The sequence below is a fragment of the Klebsiella sp. A-Nf5 genome (genome assembly GCF_002810545.1).
Taxonomy (GTDB): domain Bacteria; phylum Pseudomonadota; class Gammaproteobacteria; order Enterobacterales; family Enterobacteriaceae; genus Klebsiella; species Klebsiella variicola.
Genome location: NZ_PIOG01000099.1, coordinates 1 through 25762, shown reverse-complemented (window position 1 = coordinate 25762; position 25762 = coordinate 1). Strand labels below are relative to the sequence as shown.

23 protein-coding genes and 1 other annotated feature are annotated in these 25762 nt (G+C 53.3%); of the genes, 14 read left to right on the top strand and 9 right to left on the bottom strand.

Annotated features, from left to right (window positions below; genetic code table 11):
- The first annotated feature begins 93 nt into the window (after positions 1-93).
- The 4 genes from nifL (at position 94) to CWM53_RS10525 (ending at position 5235) form a co-directional block, all read left to right on the top strand.
- Complete coding sequence (gene nifL, locus CWM53_RS10540; RefSeq protein ID WP_100730338.1) at positions 94-1578, top strand: nitrogen fixation negative regulator NifL; 1485 nt, start codon at positions 94-96, stop codon at positions 1576-1578.
- A complete protein-coding gene (gene nifA, locus CWM53_RS10535) occupies positions 1575-3149 on the top strand; it encodes a nif-specific transcriptional activator NifA (protein WP_008804120.1) in 1575 nt (524 codons plus the stop codon). Before nifL ends, nifA begins: the two co-directional genes overlap by 4 nt.
- Positions 3150-3313: 164 nt before the next feature.
- Positions 3314-4720: a nitrogenase cofactor biosynthesis protein NifB gene (gene nifB, locus CWM53_RS10530; RefSeq protein WP_100730339.1), complete on the top strand. Its 1407-nt coding sequence runs from the start codon at positions 3314-3316 to the stop codon at positions 4718-4720.
- Entirely contained in the window at positions 4720-5235 is a 516-nt protein-coding gene (locus tag CWM53_RS10525; RefSeq protein WP_100630824.1) for a nitrogen fixation protein NifQ, read from the top strand. The genes nifB and CWM53_RS10525 overlap by 1 nt, the downstream gene beginning before the upstream one ends.
- Positions 5236-5894: 659 nt before the next feature.
- Here CWM53_RS10525 and plaP read toward each other — a convergent pair.
- From plaP to CWM53_RS10505, 4 genes are all read right to left on the bottom strand, one after another.
- The gene (gene plaP, locus CWM53_RS10520; protein WP_061153942.1) at positions 5895-7253 is read right to left on the bottom strand and encodes a putrescine/proton symporter PlaP; all 1359 of its coding nucleotides are present in this window, start codon (positions 7251-7253) and stop codon (positions 5895-5897) included.
- Positions 7243-7305 carry a membrane protein YoeI gene (gene yoeI / locus CWM53_RS32355; RefSeq protein ID WP_096335043.1) on the bottom strand — a complete coding sequence of 21 codons (63 nt, stop codon included), beginning with the start codon at positions 7303-7305 and terminating at the stop codon, positions 7243-7245. Before yoeI ends, plaP begins: the two co-directional genes overlap by 11 nt.
- A 237-nt stretch (positions 7306-7542) precedes the next feature.
- Positions 7543-8433, bottom strand: a complete 891-nt coding sequence (locus CWM53_RS10510) for a LysR family transcriptional regulator (protein WP_100730340.1) — start codon at positions 8431-8433, stop codon at positions 7543-7545.
- 38 nt (positions 8434-8471) lie between these two features.
- Positions 8472-9296: an SDR family oxidoreductase gene (locus CWM53_RS10505; protein ID WP_008804116.1), complete on the bottom strand. Its 825-nt coding sequence runs from the start codon at positions 9294-9296 to the stop codon at positions 8472-8474.
- Positions 9297-9472: 176 nt separating this feature from the next.
- Here CWM53_RS10505 and hisL point away from each other — a divergent pair, with 176 nt between their 5' ends.
- The 10 genes from hisL to CWM53_RS10455 all read left to right on the top strand — a co-directional run bounded on the left by hisL (position 9473) and on the right by CWM53_RS10455 (position 18793).
- Positions 9473-9523 carry a his operon leader peptide gene (gene hisL / locus CWM53_RS10500; RefSeq protein ID WP_004899375.1) on the top strand — a complete coding sequence of 17 codons (51 nt, stop codon included), beginning with the start codon at positions 9473-9475 and terminating at the stop codon, positions 9521-9523.
- Positions 9499-9621, top strand: a sequence feature (His leader region). It overlaps the preceding gene by 25 nt.
- A 47-nt stretch (positions 9622-9668) precedes the next feature.
- Entirely contained in the window at positions 9669-10568 is a 900-nt protein-coding gene (hisG, locus tag CWM53_RS10495) for an ATP phosphoribosyltransferase (protein WP_002912152.1), read from the top strand.
- A gap of 39 nt (positions 10569-10607) precedes the next feature.
- Positions 10608-11912, top strand: coding sequence for a histidinol dehydrogenase (gene hisD, locus CWM53_RS10490; RefSeq protein ID WP_100730341.1), 1305 nt, complete (start codon positions 10608-10610; stop codon positions 11910-11912).
- Entirely contained in the window at positions 11909-12970 is a 1062-nt protein-coding gene (gene hisC, locus CWM53_RS10485; protein WP_012967604.1) for a histidinol-phosphate transaminase, read from the top strand. Before hisD ends, hisC begins: the two co-directional genes overlap by 4 nt.
- Positions 12967-14034, top strand: a complete 1068-nt coding sequence (hisB, locus tag CWM53_RS10480; RefSeq protein ID WP_008804114.1) for a bifunctional histidinol-phosphatase/imidazoleglycerol-phosphate dehydratase HisB — start codon at positions 12967-12969, stop codon at positions 14032-14034. Before hisC ends, hisB begins: the two co-directional genes overlap by 4 nt.
- The gene (hisH, locus tag CWM53_RS10475) at positions 14034-14624 is read left to right on the top strand and encodes an imidazole glycerol phosphate synthase subunit HisH (RefSeq protein ID WP_008804113.1); all 591 of its coding nucleotides are present in this window, start codon (positions 14034-14036) and stop codon (positions 14622-14624) included. Before hisB ends, hisH begins: the two co-directional genes overlap by 1 nt.
- The gene (gene hisA / locus CWM53_RS10470; protein ID WP_100730342.1) at positions 14624-15361 is read left to right on the top strand and encodes a 1-(5-phosphoribosyl)-5-[(5-phosphoribosylamino)methylideneamino]imidazole-4-carboxamide isomerase; all 738 of its coding nucleotides are present in this window, start codon (positions 14624-14626) and stop codon (positions 15359-15361) included. The genes hisH and hisA overlap by 1 nt, the downstream gene beginning before the upstream one ends.
- Positions 15343-16119 carry an imidazole glycerol phosphate synthase subunit HisF gene (gene hisF, locus CWM53_RS10465; RefSeq protein ID WP_008804112.1) on the top strand — a complete coding sequence of 259 codons (777 nt, stop codon included), beginning with the start codon at positions 15343-15345 and terminating at the stop codon, positions 16117-16119. Before hisA ends, hisF begins: the two co-directional genes overlap by 19 nt.
- Positions 16113-16709, top strand: coding sequence for a bifunctional phosphoribosyl-AMP cyclohydrolase/phosphoribosyl-ATP diphosphatase HisIE (gene hisIE / locus CWM53_RS10460; RefSeq protein WP_008804111.1), 597 nt, complete (start codon positions 16113-16115; stop codon positions 16707-16709). Before hisF ends, hisIE begins: the two co-directional genes overlap by 7 nt.
- 293 nt (positions 16710-17002) lie before the next feature.
- Positions 17003-18793: a beta-galactosidase gene (locus tag CWM53_RS10455; protein ID WP_100730343.1), complete on the top strand. Its 1791-nt coding sequence runs from the start codon at positions 17003-17005 to the stop codon at positions 18791-18793.
- A 155-nt stretch (positions 18794-18948) separates the two neighbouring features.
- Here the strand turns inward: CWM53_RS10455 and CWM53_RS10450 are convergent, their stop codons facing one another.
- The 5 genes from CWM53_RS10450 to CWM53_RS10430 all read right to left on the bottom strand — a co-directional run.
- The gene (locus tag CWM53_RS10450; protein WP_100730344.1) at positions 18949-22515 is read right to left on the bottom strand and encodes a GT99 family glycosyltransferase N-terminal domain-containing protein; all 3567 of its coding nucleotides are present in this window, start codon (positions 22513-22515) and stop codon (positions 18949-18951) included.
- Positions 22512-23843, bottom strand: a complete 1332-nt coding sequence (locus CWM53_RS10445; RefSeq protein WP_100730345.1) for an ABC transporter ATP-binding protein — start codon at positions 23841-23843, stop codon at positions 22512-22514. Before CWM53_RS10445 ends, CWM53_RS10450 begins: the two co-directional genes overlap by 4 nt.
- A complete protein-coding gene (locus tag CWM53_RS10440) occupies positions 23833-24666 on the bottom strand; it encodes an ABC transporter permease (protein ID WP_060619962.1) in 834 nt (277 codons plus the stop codon). Before CWM53_RS10440 ends, CWM53_RS10445 begins: the two co-directional genes overlap by 11 nt.
- Positions 24667-24694: 28 nt before the next feature.
- Positions 24695-25588: a glycosyltransferase family 2 protein gene (locus CWM53_RS10435; protein ID WP_227521703.1), complete on the bottom strand. Its 894-nt coding sequence runs from the start codon at positions 25586-25588 to the stop codon at positions 24695-24697.
- A gap of 22 nt (positions 25589-25610) precedes the next feature.
- Positions 25611-25762, bottom strand: a 152-nt coding sequence (locus CWM53_RS10430) for a dTDP-4-dehydrorhamnose 3,5-epimerase family protein (RefSeq protein ID WP_165785066.1), incomplete at its 5' end; no start/stop codon positions are given.

The window sequence follows — 25762 nt, the reverse complement described above, 5'->3', positions numbered from 1 at the left end:
ACACTTTGCATGGTTATCCGGGTTCGGCTTACCCCGCCGCGTTCCGCGCACGGTGTCGGACAATTTGTCATAACTGCGACACAGGAGTTTGCGATGACCCTGAATATGATGCTCGATAACGCCGCGCCGGAGGCCATCGCCGGCGCGCTGATTCAACAACATCCGGGGCTGTTTTTTACCATGGTGGAACAGGCCTCGGTGGCCATCTCCCTCACCGATGCCAGCGCCAGGATCATTTACGCCAACCCGGCGTTTTGCCGCCAGACCGGCTATTCGCTGGCGCAATTGTTAAACCAGAACCCGCGCCTGCTGGCCAGCAGCCAGACGCCGCGCGAGATCTATCAGGAGATGTGGCATACCCTGCTCCAGCGTCAGCCCTGGCGCGGTCAGCTGATTAATCAGCGTCGGGACGGCGGCCTGTACCTGGTGGAGATTGACATCACCCCGGTGCTTAGCCCGCAGGGGGAACTGGAGCATTATCTGGCGATGCAGCGGGATATCAGCGTCAGCTACACCCTCGAACAGCGGCTGCGCAACCATATGACCCTGATGGAGGCGGTGCTGAATAATATCCCCGCCGCCGTGGTGGTGGTGGACGAGCAGGATCGGGTGGTGATGGACAACCTCGCCTATAAAACCTTCTGCGCTGACTGCGGCGGCCGGGAGCTGCTCACCGAGCTGCAGGTCTCCCCAGGTCGGATGACACCCGGCGTGGAGGCGACCCTGCCGGTGGCGCTGCGCGGGGCCGCGCGCTGGCTGTCGGTGACCTGCTGGCCGTTGCCCGGCGTCAGTGAAGAGGCCAGCCGCTACTTTATCGACAGCGCGCTGGCGCGTACCCTGGTGGTGATCGCCGACTGTACCCAGCAGCGTCAGCAGCAGGAGCAAGGGCGCCTTGACCGGCTGAAGCAGCAAATGACCGCCGGCAAGCTGCTGGCGGCGATCCGCGAGTCGCTGGACGCCGCGCTGATCCAGCTGAACTGCCCGATTAACATGCTGGCGGCAGCCCGTCGGCTGAACGGCGAGGGAAGCGGGAATGTGGCGCTGGAGGCCGCCTGGCGTGAAGGGGAAGAGGCGATGGCGCGGCTCCAGCGTTGTCGCCCCTCGCTGGATCTCGAAAACCCCGCCGTCTGGCCGCTGCAGCCCTTTTTCGACGATCTGTGCGCCCTCTACCGTACCCGCTTCGATCCCGACGGGCTGCAGGTCGACATGGCCTCACCGCATCTGATCGGCTTTGGCCAGCGCACCCCGCTGCTGGCGTGCTTAAGCCTGTGGCTCGACCGCACCCTGGCCCTCGCCGCCGAACTCCCCTCCGTGCCGCTGGCGATGCAGCTCTATGCCGAGGAGAACGACGGCTGGCTGTCGCTGTACCTGACTGACAACGTGCCGCTGCTGCAGGTGCGCTACGCCCATTCCCCCGACGCGCTGAACTCGCCGGGCAAAGGCATGGAGCTGCGGCTGATCCAGACCCTGGTGGCGCATCATCGCGGGGCTATTGAGCTGGCTTCCCGACCGCAGGGCGGCACCTGCCTGACCCTGCGTTTCCCGCTGTTTAACACCCTGACCGGAGGTGAAGCATGATCCCTGAATCCGACCCGGACACCACCGTCAGACGCTTCGATCTCTCTCAGCAGTTCACCGCCATGCAGCGGATAAGCGTGGTGCTGAGCCGGGCCACCGAGGCCAGCAAAACGTTGCAGGAGGTGCTCAGCGTATTGCACAACGATGCTTTTATGCAGCACGGGATGATCTGCCTGTACGACAGCGAGCAGGAGATCCTCAGTATCGAAGCGCTGCAGCAAACCGGGCAACAGCCCCTCCCCGGCAGCACGCAGATCCGCTATCGCCCCGGTGAGGGACTGGTGGGGACCGTGCTGGCCCAGGGGCAGTCGCTGGTGCTGCCCCGGGTCGCCGACGATCAGCGTTTTCTCGACCGCCTGAGCCTCTACGATTACGATCTGCCGTTTATCGCCGTACCGTTGATGGGGCCCAACGCCCGGCCAATAGGGGTGCTGGCGGCCCAGCCGATGGCGCGCCAGGAAGAACGGCTGCCGGCCTGCACCCGTTTTCTCGAAACCGTTGCCAACCTCGTCGCCCAGACCATCCGGCTGATGATCCTCCCGGCCTCACCCGCCCTGTCGAGCCGCCAGCCGCCGAAGGTGGAACGGCCGCCGGCCTGCTCGTCGTCGCGCGGGGTGGGCCTTGACAATATGGTCGGCAAGAGCCCGGCGATGCGCCAGATCGTGGAGGTGATCCGTCAGGTTTCGCGCTGGGACACCACCGTGCTGGTGCGCGGCGAAAGCGGCACCGGGAAAGAGCTGATCGCCAATGCCATCCATCACCATTCGCCGCGGGCTGGCGCCGCCTTCGTCAAATTTAACTGCGCGGCGCTGCCGGACACCCTGCTGGAAAGCGAACTGTTCGGCCATGAGAAAGGCGCCTTTACCGGGGCGGTGCGTCAGCGTAAAGGACGTTTTGAGCTGGCGGATGGCGGCACCCTGTTCCTCGATGAGATTGGTGAAAGCAGCGCCTCGTTCCAGGCCAAGCTGCTGCGTATCCTCCAGGAGGGGGAGATGGAGCGGGTCGGCGGCGATGAGACCCTGCGGGTGAATGTCCGCATCATCGCCGCCACCAACCGTCACCTGGAGGAGGAGGTCCGGCTGGGCCATTTCCGCGAGGATCTCTACTATCGCCTGAACGTGATGCCCATCGCCCTGCCCCCGCTGCGCGAGCGTCAGGAGGACATCGCCGAGCTGGCGCACTTCCTGGTGCGCAAAATCGGCCAGCATCAGGGGCGCACGCTGCGGATCAGCGAGGGCGCGATCCGCCTGCTGATGGAGTACAGCTGGCCGGGTAACGTTCGCGAACTGGAGAACTGCCTCGAACGATCGGCGGTGATGTCGGAGAGTGGCCTGATCGATCGCGACGTGATCCTCTTCACTCACCAGGATCGTCCCGCCAAAGCCCTGCCTGCCAGCGGGCCAGCGGAAGACAGCTGGCTGGACAACAGCCTGGACGAACGCCAGCGACTGATCGCCGCGCTGGAAAAAGCCGGCTGGGTGCAGGCCAAGGCGGCACGGCTGCTGGGGATGACGCCGCGCCAGGTCGCTTACCGGATCCAGATCATGGATATCACCCTGCCGCGTCTGTAGGCCGCGGTGTCAGGTTCAGGACATTGTCGTCAGTACGGCAGGAAAGCGACAATGTTATGCCGCAGGGATGCGGGATAACGCTTTATTTTTCAGCCAGATAAAAAATTCGTCACTGGTACGTCGTTTGCAGCAGGAAGGTATCGCCCAACCATGAAGGTACGACCATGACTTCCTGCTCTTCTTTTTCCGGCGGTAACGCCTGTCAGTCGGCGGACGCCAGCGCGTTAGTGCCGCGGGTGGCCGACAAGGTCGCCGCGCACCCCTGCTACTCCCGCAGCGGGCATCACCGTTTCGCCCGAATGCATCTCCCGGTCGCCCCGGCCTGCAATCTGCAGTGCAACTACTGCAACCGTAAATTCGACTGCAGTAATGAATCCCGTCCCGGGGTGTCATCGACGCTGCTGACCCCCGAGCAGGCGGTGTTGAAAGTGCGCCAGGTGGCCCAGGCCATCCCACAGCTGTCGGTGGTCGGCATAGCCGGGCCCGGCGATCCGCTGGCCAATATGACCCGCACCTTCCGCACCCTGGAGCTGGTCCGCGACCAGCTTCCGGACCTCAAATTATGCCTGTCGACCAACGGGCTGATGCTGCCCGACGCGGTCGATCGCCTGCTGGAGGTCGGCGTGGATCACGTCACGGTGACTATCAATACCCTGAATGCCGATATCGCCGGGCAAATCTATGCCTGGCTGTGGCTCGACGGCGAACGCTACCGCGGCCGGGAAGCCGGGGAGATCCTGATTGCCCGCCAGCTTGAAGGGGTCCGCAGGCTGACCGCCGCGGGGGTGCTGGTCAAGATAAACTCGGTGCTGATCCCGGGGATCAACGACGGCGGCATGGCTGAGGTCAGCCGTCGTTTGCGGGAAAGTGGCGCGTTTATTCACAATATTATGCCGCTGATTGCCAGACCGGAGCACGGCACGGTCTTTGGTCTCAACGGCCAGCCGGAGCCGGACGCCGGGATGCTCGCCGCGATCCGCAGCCAGTGCGGGGAGGAGATGCCGCAGATGACCCACTGCCACCAGTGCCGTGCCGACGCCATCGGCATGCTGGGCGAAGATCGCAGCCAGCAGTTCACCCGGCTGCCGGACCCGGACAGCCTCCCCGACTGGCTGCCCATCCTCCACCAGCGCGCCGAACTTCATGCCAGCCTCGCTACGCAGGGGGAGTCGGACGCGGATGACGCCTGTCTGGTGGCCGTGGCCTCCCGCCACGGCGAGGTCATTGACTGTCATTTTGGCCATGCCGACCGCTTCTCGATCTACAGCCTGTCGGCCGCCGGTATGGTGCTGGTGGGCGAGCGCTTTACGCCGAAATATTGCCGCGGCGAAGAGGAGTGTGAGCCACAGGAGAACGAGGCCAGACTGGCGGCGCTGCTGGCGCTGCTCGCCGACGTGAAAGCGGTGTTCTGCGTGCGTATCGGCCATACACCATGGCAGCAGCTGGAATTGCAGGGCATTGAGCCGCAGGTGGACGGCGCGTGGCGTTCGGTCGCCGAGGTGCTGCCTGCCTGGTGGCAGCAGCGGCGCCAGAGCCTGGCGGCATCGCGCCTGCGTCAGGGAGTCGCCTGATGGCGCCGGTCGACTGGTTAACTCGCCTGTGGCGACTGTATCACGCCGGAAAAGGCTGCTTTCCGCTGCGGATGGGGCTGACTCCCGCGGCATGGCGGTCGCTGCAGCAGCGGCTGGGCGAGGTGGCGACGCCGCTGGACAGCGCGACGCTGAGCCGCCGTCGGCTGATGACCGAGCTGAATGCCACCCGCGACGAAGAGCGTCGGCAGCTGGGTCTGTGGCTGGCGGAGTGGATAGCGCCGGAGGCCGAACCGATGGCGCAGATCGTCGCCGAGGTGGCGCTGGCGTTTAACCATCTGTGGGAGGATCTGGGACTCGATTCGCGGGCGGAACTGGGCCGGCTGATGAGCGACTGCTTTCCGCAGCTGGTGGTGCAGAACGTCCACCATATGCGCTGGAAAAAGTTCTTTTACCGCCAGCGCTGCCTGCAGTCGCAGGGGGAGATTGTCTGCCGATCGCCGAGCTGCGACGAGTGCCTGGAGCGCAGCCTCTGCTTCGAACCGCCGCCGCTATAAACAAGCCGCAGCCCCCTGCGGCTGCCCCAACCACACACGCGTTTTACCGCTTTACGCGGGTTTCTGCCGGGTGGCGCTTCGCTTACCCGGCCTACATAACCATTTATATATCAGAAGGCTAACCATCACCGTAGGCCCGGCAAGCGCAGCGCTGCCGGGCAATATATCAGGCTCCGTGCTCAACATATTGCCGGGTGGCGCTTCGCTTACCCGGCCTACGGAGTTCAGACCCAGTATGTGTATCGCCGCCGGACCCGGGAGCGCAATGTGCGCTGAAGCCACACGTGATAACGCTTTTCCCGGGCTGAGAACGTGGTAAACCGATAACAGTCTCCCCGCCGCCGGGCAATACATCAGGCTCCGTGCCCAACATGTTGCCGGGTGGCGCTTCGCTTACCCGGCCTACAAAGACATTTACATATCAAAAGGTTACTCAACACCGTAGGCCCGGCAAGCGCAGCGCCGCCGGGCAAGGACTGCGGGCGCGGAGCCGCTTTTGTGCCGGGTGGCGGCTGCGCCTGACCCGGCCTACGGAGTCTGAGAACGTGGTAAACCGATAACAGTCTCCACCGCCGCCGGGCAAAAGATATCGCACCGGGCCAAACGAAAAAAAGCCGGAGGTTTCCCTCCGGCTTTTCTCATTTACATCACGCTATGCCTTAGGCCACATCTTCGTACTGCGGCACCGGGTTGCGGAAGCTTTTGGTCACGCAGGCCAGATAGACCAGACCGATACCGGCCCAGATCAGGCCCAGAATCATCGAGCTCTCTTCCAGGTTGACCCACAGCGCGCCAACGGTCAGGGCGCCGCACATCGGCAGGAACAAATACTGGAAGTGGTCTTTCAGCGTCTTGTTGCGTTTCTCACGGATCCAGAACTGCGAAATCACCGACAGGTTAACGAAGGTAAACGCCACCAGCGCACCAAAGTTAATCAGCGCCGTCGCCATTACCAGGTCGAAGTTAATCGCCAGCAGCGCAATAGCGCCGACCAGGATGATGTTCATCGCCGGGGTGCGCCAGGTCGGGTGGACGTAGCCGAAGAAGCTTTTCGGGAATACGCCGTCGCGGCCCATCACGTACATCAGACGCGCCACGCCAGCGTGCGCCGCCATACCGGAAGCCAGCACGGTGATGGTGGAGAAGATCAGCGCGCCAACCTGGAAGGCTTTGCCTGCTACGTAGAGCATAATTTCCGGCTGTGACGCATCCGGATCTTTAAAGCGCGAGATGTCCGGGAAGTACAGCTGCAGGAAGTAGGTGGCAAAGATGAAGATCAGGCCGCCAATCAGCGCGGTCAGGAAAATCGCGCGCGGGATGACGCGCTCTGCATCTTTGGTCTCTTCAGACAGGTTGCTGATGCCGTCGAAGCCGGTAAACGAGAAGCACAGGATCGTCGCCCCGGTAATCATCGGGATCACGTGCGCGTCACCGGACCAGAACGGACGGCTGCTGGCCAGCGTACCGGCGCCTTCGCCTTCAAACACGCCATAAATCACCATGCCGAGAATGACGGCAATCAGCACCACCTGCAGCACCACAATCACGGTGTTGAAGTTGGCCACGGATTTAATGCTGCGCAGGTTAAAGGCGGTCATAAAGGCGACCAGCGCGATAACAAACACCCACGAGGGTATCGAAGGAATGAGCGCTTCAAAATAGATTTTCGCCAGCAGAATGTTGATCATCGGCGCGAACAGGTAGTCAAGCAGCGAGGACCAACCCACCATAAAACCAACGGTCGGGCTGATGGATTTCTGAGCATAGGTATACGCCGAGCCGGCAGAAGGGTAACGACGTACCAGCTTGCCATAGCTCAGGGCAGTAAACAGGATAGCGATTAACGCAAAGGCGTAGGCCGTCGGCACGTGACCGTCGGTCATACCAGAGACGATACCAAACGTATCGAACAGCGTCATCGGCTGCATATAGGCCAGGCCCATCATTACAACCGGAACTAACGTAAGTGTTTTACGTAATTCCACGCGAGAGGTATTTGGAGTAGCGTTATGCGACATAGTTATCCCCTTTTACGGTGAACGCCAGCGCGTAAGCAAAAAATTGCCCCATTTCTTTCTATTCCTCAGCGACAACGACTGTCGGTTTTTAGTAAATATCTATCCGGTACGAAGCCCGGCCTCTTGGTATTGAATGATATGTCTTTCGACCAAAAAAATAACCGACACTTTTAAAAAAAGCGTCGGCTAGTCTCTGGTTTTCAGGCCGCATATTTTGCAACAAATTCAACGGCGTTGACAAGATGTTATGAAGTTCATTGCGTAAGCGTATTTTTTAACGTGCTAATATCTATACGATTTCCGTATGATAAATTGTAAAAATAGCACTATTTGCTAATAGCGTTTCCCGCCACCACTTGCTGGCCAAACCGCAGGTGGCGTCATTCCAGGCGATCCAGGCATGCTGGCGGGGCGACTGCCCGCTCACGGCCATGCTGATAAGCTCGCCGCTGTCCAGCAGCGCCTGCACCTGATAGCGCGGCAGGCAGCCCCAGCCCAGTCCCATGCGCAGCAGCGCCAGCTGCCCCGCGGCGTCACACACCGTCAGGGTCTCCTGATCGCTGAGCAGCACCCCGCCCTCGCCGGTGGCCACCGCCCGGTAACGGCGCAGGGTCCGCCAGCTCAGCGGAGCACGATGTCGCGCCAGCGGATGCTGCGGGGAAACCACCAGCAGCAGCTCCAGTTCGCCGAGGGGGAGAGAGTCATAGCCGCTCAGCGGCGGTGGCTCGCCGAGGGCGCCCAGCAGCAGATCGGCCTGCCCGTCGGTCAGCGGCCGCCAGTCAAACAGCGAGGGACTAAAACTGAAGTGCAGCCGGGTCAGCGGCTGTTGTTGATAAAATGCCGCGATCAGCGGCGAGAGCTGCGCTACGGGAAAAGTACTGTCCACCGCCAGGCGGAGGGTGTGCTCCCACCCCTGCTGCAACTTGACCGCCCGGATCTCCAGTTCGCGGGCGATATGCAGCACCTCCCGCCCTTTCTCCAGCAGCATTTGTCCGGTGGGGGTAAAGCGCGCACGGTGGCCGCTGCGGTCGAGCAACTGAATATTGAGATCGCTTTCCAGCCGGTGAATGGTGTAGCTCAGCGCCGAGGGCGTTTTAAAGAGCTTTGCCGACGCGGCGGCAAAGCTCCCCTCTTTTTCCAGGGCATCCAGGATCACGAGGACATCCAGCAGTGGTTTCATCGCTACCCCCTTACGGTATGCGAATCACCGCTGGCAGATCACTCCATCGGCATCACCAGCGGATCGGGGTACTGGTACTCAAACCCCAGCTCATTGCAGATACGATTGCCATCCACAATCTTGCCCTGACCGCCGTCCGGGCTGTCGCTGAACACCGGCGGCGGCAGCCCCAGCTCACGGGCCATCTGCGGATAAAAGAGGCCACGCGCCGGATGGCGGGGCGCACATAGATTATAGATGTGCCCGCCCTTCGGGGCCTGCAACAGCAGTTCGATAGCGGCCACCACATCCTGCAAATGCACCAGATTGACCACGTGCTGGCCATCCGGCGCCGACTTACCGGCAAAAAAACGTCCCGGATGACGGGAAGGCCCCACCAGCCCGGCCAGGCGCAAAATATCCACCGACGTCCCCGGCAGGTTGTGCAGCCAGTCTTCCAGCTCCTTGAGCACCTGCCCGCTGGCGGTTTGCGGCAGACGCGGGGAGTTCTCTTTCACCGTGCCGTTGACGTTGCCATACACCGAGGTGGAACTGGTGAAGACGATCCGCGGAATATGGTGCGCCAGCGCGGTATCGACAATCTCCTGCACCGCCTGCAGATAAAACCCTTCTCCCGCCCCGGTACGCCGGGCTGGCAGCGTGATCACCAGCGCATCGACGTTCATCAGCGCGTCGAGGTCCTCGGTATCACAGACCAGCTGCGGCTCCAGGCGCAGCGGATAGCTGTCAATCCCGCACATCCGCGCCGCCTCCACGCCATCCTGCGTGGTTTTACTGCCAGTGACCTGCCAGCCTCGCGCCATCAACGACAGCGCCAGCGGCATCCCCAGCCATCCCAAACCGACTATCGCGACCTTTTTCATCCCAGGCTCCTGACTCTTTCGCTGTGCTGATTACAGGCTACGCCAGCCAGCGGCAACTGACAATTTCTTCGCTCAATGTGAAATGAATTAATGATAGAAAAAAGCCCTTGCTTTCTGCGGCGGAAGTGGTTTAGGTTAAAGGACATCAAATGCATAGTCATTCACAGAGAATTTTTATGAACCGCGTTCAATTTAAACACCACCATCATCACCATCATCCTGACTAGTCTTTCAGGCGATGTGTGCTGGAAGACATTTGGATCTTCCAGTGGTGCATGAACGCGCAGAGAGCCCCCGGAAGATTCACTTCCGGGGGCTTTTTTTTGGACCAAATTCGGACAGATTCAGACAGGTATTCAGAGGAAAAGAACAATGTTAGACAACACCCGTTTACGCATAGCTATTCAGAAATCAGGCCGTTTAAGCGAAGATTCACGCGAATTACTCAGCCGCTGCGGCATTAAAGTCAATTTGCACACCCAGCGTCTGATTGCGCTGGCGGAAAATATGCCAATCGACATTCTGCGCGTGCGTGATGACGATATCCCGGGCCTGGTGATGGACGGTGTTGTCGACCTCGGCATTATCGGCGAAAACGTGCTGGAAGAAGAGCTGCTCAGCCGCCGCGCTCAGGGCGAAGACCCGCGCTACTTCACCCTGCGCCGTCTGGACTTCGGCGGCTGCCGCCTGTCGCTGGCGACCCCGGTGGATGAAGCCTGGAACGGCCCGGCGGCGCTGGACGGCAAACGCATCGCCACCTCTTACCCGCACCTGCTGAAGCGCTACCTCGATCAAAAAGGTATCTCCTTTAAATCCTGTCTGCTGAACGGCTCCGTGGAAGTGGCGCCGCGCGCCGGCCTCGCCGACGCTATCTGCGACCTCGTCTCCACTGGCGCCACCCTGGAAGCCAACGGCCTGCGCGAAGTGGAAGTGATTTACCGCTCCAAAGCCTGCCTGATCCAGCGCGACGGCGAGATGGCCGACGCCAAACAGCAGCTGATTGACCGCCTGCTGACCCGTATTCAGGGCGTGATCCAGGCCCGCGAGTCGAAATACATCATGATGCACGCTCCGACCGAACGCCTGGAAGAAGTGGTTGCCCTGCTGCCGGGCGCCGAGCGTCCGACTATTCTGCCGCTGGCAGGCGACAAGCAGCGCGTGGCGATGCACATGGTCAGCAGCGAAACCCTGTTCTGGGAGACCATGGAAAAACTGAAAGCGCTGGGCGCCAGCTCCATTCTGGTGCTGCCGATTGAGAAGATGATGGAGTAATCGGCCAGCCGGTCACGGGACACACAGGGGAAAACAATCATGAGCTTCAACACAATCATCGACTGGAACGGCTGTAGCGCAGACCAACAGCAACAACTCTTAACGCGCCCGGCGATTTCCGCCTCCGACAGCATCAGTAAAACGGTGGCGGAGATCCTCGATAACGTCAAAGCCAACGGTGACGCGGCGCTGCGCGAATACAGCGCGAAGTTTGATAAAACCACCGTCGCCGCGCTGCAGGTGAGCGAGGCGGAGATCGCCGCCGCCGGCGAACGCCTCAGCGACGAGCTGAAGCAGGCGATGGCGGTGGCGGTGAAAAACATCGAGACCTTCCACAACGCGCAACAGCTGCAGGCGGTGGATGTCGAAACGCTGCCGGGGGTGCGCTGCCAGCAGGTCACCCGCCCTATCGCCTCCGTCGGGCTGTACATTCCGGGCGGCTCGGCGCCGCTGTTCTCCACGGTGCTGATGCTGGCGACGCCGGCGCGCATCGCCGGCTGTCAGCAGGTGGTGCTCTGCTCGCCGCCGCCGATTGCCGATGAGATCCTCTATGCCGCGCAGCTGTGTGGCGTGAAAACCATCTTTAACGTCGGCGGCGCCCAGGCTATCGCCGCCCTCGCCCTCGGGACCGAGTCGGTGCCGAAGGTGGATAAAATCTTTGGCCCGGGTAACGCTTACGTCACGGAAGCCAAACGTCAGGTCAGCCAGCGTCTGGACGGCGCAGCCATCGACATGCCGGCCGGCCCGTCGGAAGTGCTGGTGATCGCCGACAGCGGCGCCACCCCGGACTTTGTCGCCTCCGATCTGCTGTCGCAGGCGGAACACGGCCCGGACTCGCAGGTGATCCTCCTGACCCCGGACGCCGACCTCGGCAGCCGCGTCGCTGAGGCCGTCGAACGCCAGCTGGCCACCCTGCCGCGTGCGGAAACCGCCCGCGTGGCCCTCTCCGCCAGCCGGATCATCGTGGCCCGCGACCTGGCGCAGTGCGTGGCTATCTCCAACCAGTATGGTCCGGAGCACCTGATCATTCAGACCCGTCAGGCCCGCGAGCTGGTGGACAGCATCACCAGCGCCGGTTCGGTTTTCCTCGGCGACTGGTCACCGGAATCCGCGGGCGATTACGCCTCGGGCACCAACCACGTCCTGCCGACCTATGGGTATACCGCCACCTGTTCGAGCCTCGGCCTGGCCGACTTCCAGAAGCGGATGACCGTGCAGGAGCTGTCGCGCGACGGCTTTGCCGCCCTCGCCTCAACGATTGAGATCCTGGCCGCCGCCGAGCGCCTTGACGCCCACAAAAACGCCGTAACGCTGCGCGTTGCCGCCCTGAAGGAGCAAGCATGAGCATTGAAGATTTAGCCCGCGCCAACGTCCGTGCGCTGACCCCGTATCAATCCGCTCGCCGCCTGGGCGGCAAAGGCGACGTCTGGCTGAACGCCAACGAATTCCCGACCGCCGTGGCTTTCCAGCTTACCGCGCAAACGATGAACCGCTATCCGGAGCCGCAGCCGAAGGCAGTCATCGAGAGCTACGCCCGCTACGCCGACGTCAAACCGGAGCAAGTGCTGGTCAGCCGCGGCGCTGACGAAGGGATTGAGCTGCTTATCCGCGCTTTCTGTGAGCCCGGCAAAGACGCGCTACTCTACTGTCCGCCCACCTACGGCATGTACAGCGTCAGCGCCGAGACCATCGGTGTCGAATGCCGCACCGTGCCGACCCTCGCCGACTGGCAGCTCGACCTGCCGGGTATCGAGGCGCAGCTGGACGGCGTGAAGGTGGTCTTTGTCTGCAGCCCGAACAACCCGACCGGTCAGATCATCGATCCGCAGTCGATACGCGACCTGCTGGAGATGACTCGCGATAAAGCCATCGTGGTCGCCGACGAAGCCTATATTGAATTCTGCCCGCAGGCGACGCTCGCCGGCTGGCTCAGCGACTATCCGCACCTGGTGGTGCTGCGCACGCTGTCCAAAGCCTTCGCCCTCGCCGGCCTGCGCTGCGGCTTCACCCTCGCCAACGCCGAGGTGATTAACGTGCTGCTGAAAGTGATCGCTCCGTATCCGCTCTCCACGCCGGTGGCCGATATCGCCGCCCAGGCGCTGAGCGCGGAAGGCATCGCGGCGATGCGCCAGCGCGTGGCGCAGATCCTCGACGAGCGCCGCTACCTGGTGGAACAGCTGCGCGGCATCGCCTGCGTGGAGCAGGTCTTCGATTCCGAGGCAAACTACGTTCTGGCGCGGATAACCGCCTCCAGCGCAGTGTTTAAATCTTTGTGGGATCAGGGCATTATCTTACGTGACCAGAATAAACAACCTTCATTAAGCGGCTGTTTGCGTATCACTATCGGTACCCGTGCCGAGAGCCAGCGCGTGATTGACGCCTTGACTGCGGAGAATGTATGACCCAGAAGTATCTCTTTATTGACCGTGACGGCACCCTGATTTCCGAACCGCCGGTGGATTTCCAGGTGGACCGTTTCGACAAGCTGGCGTTTGAGCCGCAGGTGATCCCGGCGCTGCTGAAGCTGCAGCAGGAAGGCTATAAGCTGGTGATGATCACCAACCAGGATGGCCTGGGAACCGACAGTCTGCCGCAGGAAGCGTTTGATGGCCCGCACAACCTGATGATGCAGATCTTCGCCTCGCAGGGCGTCAATTTCGAAGAGGTGCTGATTTGTCCGCACTTCCCGGGCGACAACTGCGCCTGCCGCAAACCGAAAACCCAGCTGGTGCTGCCGTGGCTGGAAGACGGTGTGCTGGATAAAAGCCACAGCTATGTGATTGGCGACCGGGCCACCGACCTTGAGCTGGCGGATAACATGGGGATTACCGGCCTGCGCTATGACCGCGAGACCCTGGACTGGCCGACCATCAGCGAGCAGCTGACCCGCCGCGACCGCTATGCCCACGTCGAGCGCATCACCAAAGAGACCCAGGTGGACGTGAAGGTGTGGCTGGACCGCGAAGGCGGTAGCAAGATCCACACCGGCGTCGGCTTTTTTGACCATATGCTCGACCAAATCGCCACCCACGGCGGCTTCCGCATGGAAATTAACGTCGGCGGCGATCTGTACATCGACGATCACCACACCGTGGAAGATACCGGCCTGGCCCTCGGCGAAGCCCTGAAGCTGGCGCTCGGCGACAAGCGCGGCATCAACCGCTTCGGCTTCGTGCTGCCAATGGACGAGTGTCTCGCCCGCTGCGCGCTGGATATCTCCGGCCGTCCGCACCTGGAGTATAAGGCGGACTTCACCTATCAGCGCGTCGGCGATCTGAGCACCGAGATGGTGGAACACTTCTTCCGCTCGCTCTCTTACACCATGGCGGTGACCCTGCACCTGAAAACCAAGGGCAAGAACGATCACCACCGCGTGGAGAGCCTGTTCAAAGCCTTTGGCCGTACGCTGCGCCAGGCGATCCGCGTCCAGGGCGATGCCCTGCCGTCTTCCAAAGGGGTGCTGTGATGAATGTGGTGATCCTTGATACCGGGTGCGCCAACCTCAATTCGGTGAAATCGGCGATTGGCCGCCACGGCTATGAGCCAGTGGTCAGCCGCGATCCGGAGGTGGTATTGCGTGCCGATAAACTGTTTCTTCCCGGCGTCGGCACCGCCCAGGCGGCGATGGACCAGCTGCGCGACCGCGATCTGATCGACCTGATCAAAGCCTGTACCCAGCCGGTGCTGGGGATTTGCCTGGGCATGCAGCTGCTCGGCAAGCGCAGTGAGGAGAACAACGGCGTCGATCTGCTGGGCATTATCGAAGAAGAGGTGCCGAAGATGACCGACCACGGTCTGCCGCTGCCGCACATGGGCTGGAACCGGGTGTATGCCAAAGCAGGCGATCGTCTGTTCCGCGGCATTGAAGAAGGCGCGTATTTCTACTTCGTGCACAGCTACGCCATGCCGGTCAACCCGTACACCATCGCCCAGTGCAATTACGGCGAGGCGTTCACCGCCGCGGTGCAGAAAGATAACTTCTTTGGCGTGCAGTTCCACCCGGAGCGCTCCGGGAGCGCCGGGGCGCAGCTGCTGAAAAACTTCCTGGAGATGTGATGATTATTCCTGCTTTAGATTTAATCGACGGCACCGTCGTTCGTCTCCACCAGGGCGATTACGGCCAGCAGCGCGACTATGGCAGCGATCCGCTGCCGCGCCTGCAGTCCTATGCCGCTCAGGGGGCGGAAGTCCTGCACCTGGTCGACCTGACCGGGGCGAAGGATCCGGCGAAGCGCCAGATCCCGCTGCTGAAATCGCTGGTCGCCGGCGTTGACGTCCCGGTACAGGTTGGCGGCGGCGTGCGGACCGAAGCGGATGTCGCGGCCCTGCTTGAGGCCGGCGTCGCCCGTGTGGTGGTCGGCTCCACCGCGGTGAAGTCCCCGGAGGAAGTGAAAGGCTGGTTTAAACGCTTTGGCCCTGAGCGGCTGGTGCTGGCGCTCGACGTGCGCATTGACACCGATGGCAATAAGCAGGTGGCGGTCAGCGGCTGGCAGGAAAACTCCGGCGTGACGCTGGAGGAGCTGGTGGAAAGTTATCTGCCGGTCGGCCTGCAGCATGTGCTGTGCACCGATATCTCCCGCGACGGCACCCTGGCAGGCTCTAACGTCTCGCTGTACGAGGAAGTCTGCGCCCGCTACCCGCAGGTGGCGTTTCAGTCATCCGGCGGCATCGGCGATCTTAATGATATTGCCGCGCTGCGCGGCACCGGGGTGCGCGGCGTGATTGTCGGTCGCGCGCTGCTGGAAGGTAAATTCAACGTAACGGAGGCCATTCAATGCTGGCAAAACGGATAATCCCCTGCCTCGACGTCCGCGACGGCCAGGTAGTGAAAGGCGTGCAGTTCCGTAATCACGAGATCATTGGCGACATCGTCCCGCTGGCCAAGCGCTATGCCGACGAAGGGGCCGACGAACTGGTGTTCTATGATATCACCGCCTCCAGCGACGGCCGGGTGGTCGACAAGAGCTGGGTGTCGCGCGTGGCGGAAGTGATCGATATTCCTTTCTGCGTGGCGGGTGGGATCAAATCGCTGGAAGACGCGGCGCAGATCCTCTCCTTCGGCGCCGATAAGATTTCGATTAACTCCCCTGCTCTCGCCGACCCAACGCTGATCACCCGCCTTGCCGACCGCTTTGGCGTGCAGTGTATTGTGGTGGGGATTGATACCTGGTTTGATGCAGAGACCGGCAAATATCACGTCAACCAGTATACCGGCGACGAGACCCGCACCCGGGTGACGCAGTGGGAAACCCTCGACTGGGTGGAGGAAGTGCAGAAGCGCGGCGCGGGCGAGATCGTCCTCAATATGATGAACCAGGACGGGGTGCGCAACGGCTACGATCTGCAGCAGCTGGCGAAGGTTCGCGCAGTGTGCCATGTCCCGCTGATCGCCTCTGGCGGCGCGGGCACCATGGAACACTTCCTCGAAGCCTTCCGCGACGCCAATGTTGACGGCGCGCTGGCGGCCTCGGTATTCCACAAACAGATTATTAATATTGGCGAACTGAAAGCGTACCTGGCGGCACAGGGCGTGGAGATAAGGGTATGTTGACTGAACAGCTGGACTGGGAAAAAACGGACGGCATGATGCCGGCCATCGTGCAGCACGCCGTTTCCGGCGAAGTGCTGATGCTGGGCTACATGAACAAGGAGGCGCTGGAGAAAACCGAAGCCACCGGCAAGGTCACCTTTTACTCACGCACCAAACAGCGGCTGTGGACCAAGGGTGAAACCTCGGGCAATGTCCTCAACGTGGTGAGCATCACGCCGGACTGTGACAACGATACGCTGCTGGTGCTGGTAAACCCGATCGGGCCGACCTGCCACAAAGGCACCACCAGTTGCTTCGGCGAAACTGGCCACCAGTGGCTGTTCCTCTATCAGCTGGAGCAGCTGCTGGCCGAGCGTAAGCACGCCGACCCGGAGAGCTCCTACACGGCGAAGCTGTATGCCAGCGGTACCAAGCGTATTGCGCAGAAAGTGGGGGAAGAAGGCGTGGAGACCGCGCTGGCCGCCACGGTGAACGACCGCTTCGAGCTGAAGAATGAGGCGTCGGACCTGATGTACCACCTGCTGGTGCTGCTGCAGGACCAGGGGCTGGATCTCGGGGAAGTGATTGATAATCTCAAGAGTCGTCACTGAGAAAACTTTTTTATGAACTGAAACTGATTCCGATTTACATTATATCGGTAAATAAATAATTATCTTTTCCTTTAAGGGCATTCATCATTTATGAATGCCCTTATCAAATACTCATCACTATAAACGACCTTCATATAAGCTGTTTGCAACAGCAAACTATACTTTCAACACGCATTTTTGATTTACGACACACTTTCAGCGTAATCATAGCTGTTTTGATATGTTGCTCATGTTCTCATCCCCAATCTCAGCTAAAATACATAGCAATTATATATAAAGGTCAGCAAACAAATATGAAACAAACTATTTTCATTTTAGCGATGAGTATTTTTCCTGTTACTGCATTTTCTGAAAGCACGCTGATATCGCCAATGATTGGAGGTATTGACATCTGTCAATCTGCAATCAAAAAAGGAATGACCAATACCTATGAAGCAGCAAAATACTGCCAGTCAATAAATGAAACCTCGTCCTCACTTATCGAGAGAAAACTATCTGAATTTGGTCCTCAAAAAAGTAAGGATGGTAAATTTCAGATGGGCTATATGCTGAGCTTCCCATTATTATCTTATGTCAAGATGCATAATGATGGCTCGTATGAGATCGACAAAGAAAAAATACGCTATCGTTTAAAATTACTCCAAGACACAAAAAGACAAGCTGTTATTTATCTTTTCTCGAACCACTTCTCCGTTTCCGAGGGTGCAAATACTGAAGAATTAATTTCTAAAATAGATGGCAAAAACATGATGCAATTAAGCAATGGCATAGTTCCTGTCGACAACTATTTCTCCAGCAAAACATATCCATGGGCAATTAATGCAAGCGACTCATTAATTGATAAGATACGCAAAGACGCAATTAATGAGGTTTTATCGCAAGTCTGTGCTTTAGATATAGTAGACCAACAAAAAATTAGAGCAGTGACCGTCCTTGGTGAAGTTCATTATACCTTCCCCGACTTTTTTAATGGAATGGGTTACCGTGGTGAAATGCAACTTACAGATTACTCAGAAAACTCGATTAAAAGATTCAGAAATTACTTATTTGATAAATATAAAAACATAAAATCACTCAATGATAAACTTGGTTCAGAATATATATCATTTAATGAAATCAACCCACCATCAAAAAATATAAACACTGTTCACCTGAAAAACTTTTTTGAGCACCTTGATTATGCTTCATCGGGAAGGTTAGCAATATATGGTTGGGCAGCAGGAAACGGTCAAGGTCCAGCAAAAGTCAGGATTTTTATAGATGGAAAAGATGCTGGGTATGCAGAAAGCGGGCTCAGTCGAATGGATGTATATCAGGCCATCCCAACATTGGGCACTTCAGCTGTAGGGTATCGATATTATCTGGATTTTCGAAAGATGAGTAAAGGAATTCATGTTGTAGATGTCGTCCATGACGATAATGGGAAATTGACATTGATGAAAAGTATAGATGTGCCGGTAATGGATCGACAACAAACAAAACCTGTTCGTGTCGGAGAAGGCATAAAGTTGCCCGAAGAGAAAAGCATGAAGTTCTGGAATGATTATCCTGAGTCATTACAACCAGTGTATTACAATCCATTGTCCGAGGAATTTTATAACTTTAGAAAAAAAGAGGTAGCAAGTGAGATACAAAAATATGCAGATATTGTAAGCTCATCATGCATTGGGAGGGATAGAACCTTTTCGCACCAAATAGCGCCAATGTTTAATGCAGACTGGAATGAGGAAAAAATTGCAGTTGAAGACTCACTTAAAAAGAATAATCATTATAATATTGGATTAAATACCTATGGCTCAGCATTTTATGGTGACTATATATTTAACTGGTTAAAAACGTCTGGAATTGAAAATTATGGAATCCCAGAAGTGCACCCTATGGTTGAAAACGAAGAAATCATCTATGATGCATTGGAACATCATCATAACAATGGTGCAATATTCATTAGCCCTTACTATTTAGAAATCAAACCAGAAAGTTTTGGCGTCGATAAAGAACACGAGAAATTCAGCATCAGTGAAAATAACACAAATTATTATTCATCAAGTTTCTATCATGCCCTAAGCAGAATCATGAAAGAATAGTGAGCGTAACATTTTGTGTCAATAAAATAATTATAGAGGCTCGGGCAAGCACAAAATGCTTGCCCGATAGATCACTCTCTTCATTCACTTTTGCAAGAGATGGAAACAATGACCGGCCATATAACACTATCTAGTCTAATTTTGGGTACCAATACTTATCGAACAATTTCGTGTAATGCACGACGCGATAGTTGTCGTTTCACATATCGTTGCAAACGGTAGGGGATAAGTTTGATTGCCCAAGATAATGCAGGATTTTGCCGCAACACCCATAATATAGCCAATAATTTTTCTTTCCTTCCTTGAGGTTGAGATATTTTTTCTTCAGCTATTGTGATGTTCTCTGAAGAATAGAAACTATCTATCAAAGTTTTAAAATCAATTCTGCCAAGCTCGCTTTCACGCCACCATGAATCACGAATATAATAATCTTGATAGAAATGATCAACACGTGTTTCTGACGAAACATCCGGCATTGGATCAACACTCTGTTGCTGGAAAAATCCATCGAAATCTGCAATAGCTTGTCGCCATAACTCACTCATTCTTTGGAAAGATATATCCCAATTAATAATCCGGCTAAATTTTCGTCCGATGAGTCGTTCGCCAAAGGCACCAATATTTGGTACAACAACCGGTAACCCATATTGAAGTGCTGCACTCAACGTATAACTATATGTCTCAGGCCATTGCGCAGGGAACCACATTACATCCGGAGCAATATCATTGAGTTTTTGCTCTAAATCCTGATTGGAATACGCACCATGGCAAATAACCGCATCATTTAGCGTACTACAAGCGTAGCCAAGAAGATGGAACTCAATGTTTTCTCTTTTAAGTGCATGCGCCACCTCATCCAGCATGAAAGCGCCTTTTTCACGACTGATAGCGCCAAGGACAAGGACTTTCAGTTTCCGATCACCCGTGTAAGTTTTCCTGACATCGGGATATGGAGCATTTTTTTCGTAATCAGGATGCCATGCGATGACAGCTTTCTCAGAAATATCGGGAAAATATCTTGTAAACCGAAATTTAGTATCTGCCGACGGGAAAATAACTCGCTCAGCCCCAAATAACCACGCATTCATATTTGAACGCCATGTGGCTGCTGACATTCCAACAGGCAACGGATATGTTTCCGCGCATAATTCGTCCATGTTTGTTGTATTATCGCCAATAAAAAGACCATTTTTGTCGGTTAGCGATGGGTTTCCATTTATTGCGAAGTAGTCATGAATTGTGACGTCATAGGAGCATTTCAAATCTAAATGCAGTTTTCTGATCTTCTCAGGGATTCCCATCAAATGATGGAAATGAATATGCGATATACCTAAAAAGCGTAATAATCTCAGCAGATCATCATAGCCATTTTCAATATCAACTGAGATACTTTCTTTGCATGTGCGTCCGTCAGCACTCAAAGAGATCACTACGCTACTGTTGTCTGCATTAGGCTTTAAAATAAAGAAGCACGCTCTTCCTTTGTAAAAATTAGATAACTCTTCGAGATGATAGGTTGTTCCGCCCCCCATATGATGAGAAACCAGCAGTATTTTCTGAAGATTTGCTTTCGCCAGAATGCGCAGTAGCATTCGCTGGCGAGCTTGCTTAGCAGGATCTCTTGAAATAAACTCCATTACATCACGGGTATAGTTTGGATGTAATTCATTGAGGAGTTCCATCGCGCGTATTTTGCGCGGGCTTTGCTCGCCAGCGAAACTAACTCCGCCTTTATGATAAACAAAGACATTCAATTGATGAAAGTTAGGCCAACCGGCTTTTGCAGCACGTTGACACCAGTCATTTTCCTCACCATAACCACGACCGAAAGTCTCTTCGTCAAAATATCCAACCTGGTTTAAGCAGTCACGACGAATGTACATACAAAAACCAACACCTGTTGGTATCTCGACAAGATTATTTTCTTTGCCATAGGTTTCAAATTCATCATCGAGTGCCTGGACATCCATTCCGGAAAATAATTCATTATCTTCACAGAAATTTGGGAAACTACAAATCGTCGCATTATTTGAAAATGGAGTTACGCTCCCTACACGCTCACGACTATAAGCTGCATCATAGATACGTTCCAGCCATTTATTAGCGACTTCAACATCACTATTTAAGAGAAGAACATCCCGTTTCGAATGCAGTTTCATACCACGGTTGACGGTTGCAACAAAACCTAAATTATTTTCGTTCTCGAGCAGCTTGAAACTATTGTCTTGTGCACGTTTACGTAGCCAATCTGTCAATTCAGGTTCAGGTGAAGCATCATTAATAACAATTAATTCAGCCCATGAGGGGAGAGTTGATATTGCTGACTCTATACATTCCTGAGTTTCCTGTAAACCACCATAAACGGGGACAATAACATCAACCAGTATGTCATTATTATCATTCTCAGCTTGCAACAATTTCTCTTGCTGTAACTCTAACTCTAGTCTGCTCACAATATCATTCAACTCAAGATTTTTTAGCTTCAACTCTTCGAGCTCTTTCAAGAGACCTCGTTCATACATTCCATTTTCTACGACATCTATAGTAGATGTTTTCATATCAATAATGCTCTGTTTTTCTCGTGACGATATATAATATAGGATATGCTTACTTAAAATTTCATGTTCGGATGGAGAGGCCAATCGAAAGCGGATATATTCAGCGTTAAATAACAAATCAAATGGAACTAAATAAGAAAATAAATAGAAGGTTAGACGTTCAACTCGCTCATCAACATCATCAACATTACAAAATGCATATGAACAATCCCCCAAAATTTTCACAGGAATATTCATTAGCATTGCTTCCAGACCGACACTGGAATTAATGGTTAGAATTTTGCGACATTTTTTAAGAAAATCGATGATTGACAGATTGTTATTATCTATTTCATATCCAGGATTCTCAATTAATCTAAAATGGCTTCCTGGATGCGGTCGTACTATTTTTTTTCCAATAAAAGAACCTTCAGCATAGTCCAATAAGGCTTGATTATCGAAACTATTACTAAATGCAAGGATATTGGAATCGTTCTCAACTTGTAAAACTATACCAACATCATATTCTGGTTCAATGTAGTCATCATCGTTTCGACTGTTAATAAAAAAATCACGTAACGCTGAAATGCGATTTTTTTTATTAAAGACAACACCTTGTTGTTTAGCAGCAAAGTATCTTTTCCCCGCTTCAGTGTTGCCATTGACACCAGAAAAATCAAAATAACCAGTAAAAAGATACGTCGGAGAACGCAGCGGACCTAATTCAAGATTTACAACTGGAATATTATATTTTTCTGCTGCAGCATTCAGTGATGGACAATTGCATATGGTCAGAATACATTCAATGTCGTTTTGTTTTTGTAATGCAGCGATTAAAGCATTTTTGAAATCAGGAATGATTTCCGTCAGAAATTTTTTAAAAAGGAGATTACTATTATCGCCACACTCAGTTAATGCTTCAGATAATGATTCTTCATTAACAATATAGACGTTGTCTTTTTGGCGAACTGAAAAATCAGGCAGTTCGTAACCTAAACGTTTCTGTCCGTCATCAGTAACCTCCCAGCGCCCCTCTTCCTGCCACTTCGTATAGGGTAACAAATAATCCTGGGTAGTAATTAATGCCAACGGTTCTTTAATAGCCGTCATGGCTTTATATAAAAACCATAAATAGGGGGCTTTTACCCCCCGGAACGGAAAAGCAGGTAAATAAATGCCGATCATGATAGTTCATCTCCCTCTATAACATTTACAGGAGAATGAATAACACCACCAAGTTCTCTTGATGACCAGAATTTCACTCTGGCAATTGGTCGTCGCTGATCGAGCTCCTCTCGCTCACCATTATTAAAACAAGCTAAACCGCAATGGACGAGATAGTCACCAGTATTGATAGGAAGCTTAACTTTATATTTAAGCTTCCTAACCCCTGGCATCAAGTCTATCTTATGCCCAGCAAAAATATTATTATCCCCCCAAATATCCCCACCTTGGGTCCGGGATAGCGAAACGCCTAAGACTACATCATTTATATTTTCTGATGAGTTTAGCTTGAAAGAAAAATAAATTTCTTCATTTGGTTTTACTAATGGCTTTTCAGAGAGAGGGGTGCCATCTGCTTTCATAATTGAGAAGTCTTCAATTATAGCTCGACCACTTCCAAACCGTTTTTCATCAACTTCAGCATTGGTTTGCGTATTTTGTATTGCGGATAATTCCTCAGCTGAAGCAATTTCCCCCGTCTGGGAAACAGCTTCTTTTTTCTCTGATGTATCAGCGCGCTCGATCATCAGCATACCTTTCTCATAGGCAAGAACGGCAGCCAATACATCAGTCGTATTACCGACTAACATACCATCACTCATTACCAGGCAGCGATCTGCATACTCTAATATGCTGCCAGTTGAATGCGTGACCATAATAATGGTTGTCCCTTTTTGTTTAAGCATTTCCATGCGCTTAAAGCACTTATATTGAAAACCAATATCACCTACAGCTAATGCTTCATCAACAATCAGTATTTCGGGATCAATACAGGCCTGAACAGCAAATGCCAGACGTACATACATACCACTTGAATAGGTCTTTACCGGTTGATCAATAAAATCACCGATATCAGCAAAATCTAATATTTCCTGAAATTTCTGATCAATTTCTGATTTACTTAAACCTAATACACTACCATTAAGATATACATTATCACGGCCCGAAAACTCTGGGTTAAAACCAGCCCCCAGCTCAAGTAGCGCAGCCACTCGGCCGTTAACTTCAATGTCACCGACAGTTGGAGTAAGCGTACCGCAAATCATTTGCAATAATGTCGACTTCCCGGCACCGTTTCGCCCAATGATACCAACGGTTTCTCCTCTATTTATCGAAAATGAAACATCTCGCAGTGCCCAAAACTCTTTAAAATAGCTGCGACTTTCACGGCGAATTACACTCTTTAGTTTTGGGGCAAAGAATTGCTTCAATCTGTCCCATGGCTGGGAATATATTTGATAGCATTTGCTTAAATTAGTTACCTTTATCGCGATTTGATTAGAGGACATCAGCAAATCCTTTTCTTGTTTTCTGGAAAAACACAAAGCCAAGCCAGGCGACAATGGATGCTCCAACAGTATAGAGCAATATCCCCATAAAATTAGGTAACCCACCCCAAATCAACACAGCCCGAGCCTGCTCAATTATGAATGTCACAGGATTGAGCATAATCCAAATATGATATTTTTCAGGTAGCGCGCTGATGGGGAAAAATACTGGAGATAAAAACATCAAAACCGTCGTTATGATGACCGTAGTTTGGCTAACATCTCTCAAAAATACACCTAATGAAGCCAAAATCCATGACAAGCCAAGACTGAAAATCACAAGAGGGAGGAAAACTAAAGGGATAAATATTATTGTCCAGTGTATAAAACCATTAAATATAACAAAAGCGGTTAATAGCACAAGTAAACTAATAGCTGTATGGAATAACGCAGCTACCAAGGATATGACAGATAATGTCTCTAAAGGAAAAATTACTTTTTTTACATAGTTAGTATTATTCAATATTATCTGTGGTGCTCTATTGATTACCTCACCAAAAAAACCGTGGACGATCATACCGACAAATAATATTATTGCAAATTGTGTTCTGCTTTCATCTCCACCAGTTGACCATCTGGCTTTAAATACCACCGAAAAAACAAAGGTATATACAGTCAACATGAATAAAGGATTCAAAAACGACCATAAAACGCCCATTACTGAACCTTTATATCTGCCAATAACATCTCGCTTAGTCATTTGCAAAATTATACTACGGTGAGTATATATACTCTTAACTATGTCTAATGGAGATAATGACGGTTTCTGATGTGGATTTTTCATTTTAAGCTCTGAAATAATACCGAATAAATTAATTTAGCTTTCTAGGGATATTACGCAATGCTGATTCGTTGTAAGCATATCGTTTTTTATCAAAAAACCATCCCCATTTATTAAAATAGGTAATGGCAGAACGAACATGATACCAAAGCAACAATTTACTTTTATAAGATCCCTTATTGAAAACATGAACAATTGTGGTATCCGGACAATAATAGATCTTCGTGAGCTGTAAAGCTCGACGACACAAATCTACATCTTCCAGATACATAAAATAGCGCTCATCAAAGCCATTCAACTTTTGTAATAAAACATTCGTCAAAAGCATAAAACAGCCAGATACCGAAGGGGGTGAAAATACCTTATCATACTCGGCATCCTTTAACTCGTATGTAGCATCATACTTAATAGCTGTTGTAGGAAGAAAACGTCTTAAGAAGAGATTACTGGGCGTTGGCAACAGGCGGCAACTATATTGACGCTCACCATTCTTATAGATAATCTGCGGGGATACAAAATTATATTCATTTACCCATGCAAATGATACTAATTTATCTAGTGACTGCTTATCAAAGCTGATATCAGGATTACATATTAAAAAATAGCCATCAAAATCTGAACTTGCTTTAATGGCGAGATTATGTCCGGCACCAAAGCCACAATTACAAGGTGACTTAATATAGCTCACTTTTGGTTCATTCAATGATGCAGCCCACTGACAACCACCATTATCAACGAAGATTATTTTTTCAACACTCTCTTCATGGCATAACGAGAGAAGCGTATCTTTAATATCATCATAGGAATGATTAAATAATACAATAGAAGCGATAACCTTTGGCTTCATTGCTTTATAAGTCATTAATCGATTACCTTTAGGATAAATTTTTATTATTATTTTTAAATAACCACTTGTGATATCCATAATCTAACAAGCAAATTTATACTTATGCGTAGACTTCAGCTGTGGCAAGAGTATGTGCCTGCAGATCTTTCTCCGACAGCGACAGCGCGCAGTCGCTCAGCGCCGGCCAGTCAATCCCTATCTCCGGATCATTCCAGATGATGCTCCGTTCTGACTGCGGCGCGTAGTAATTCG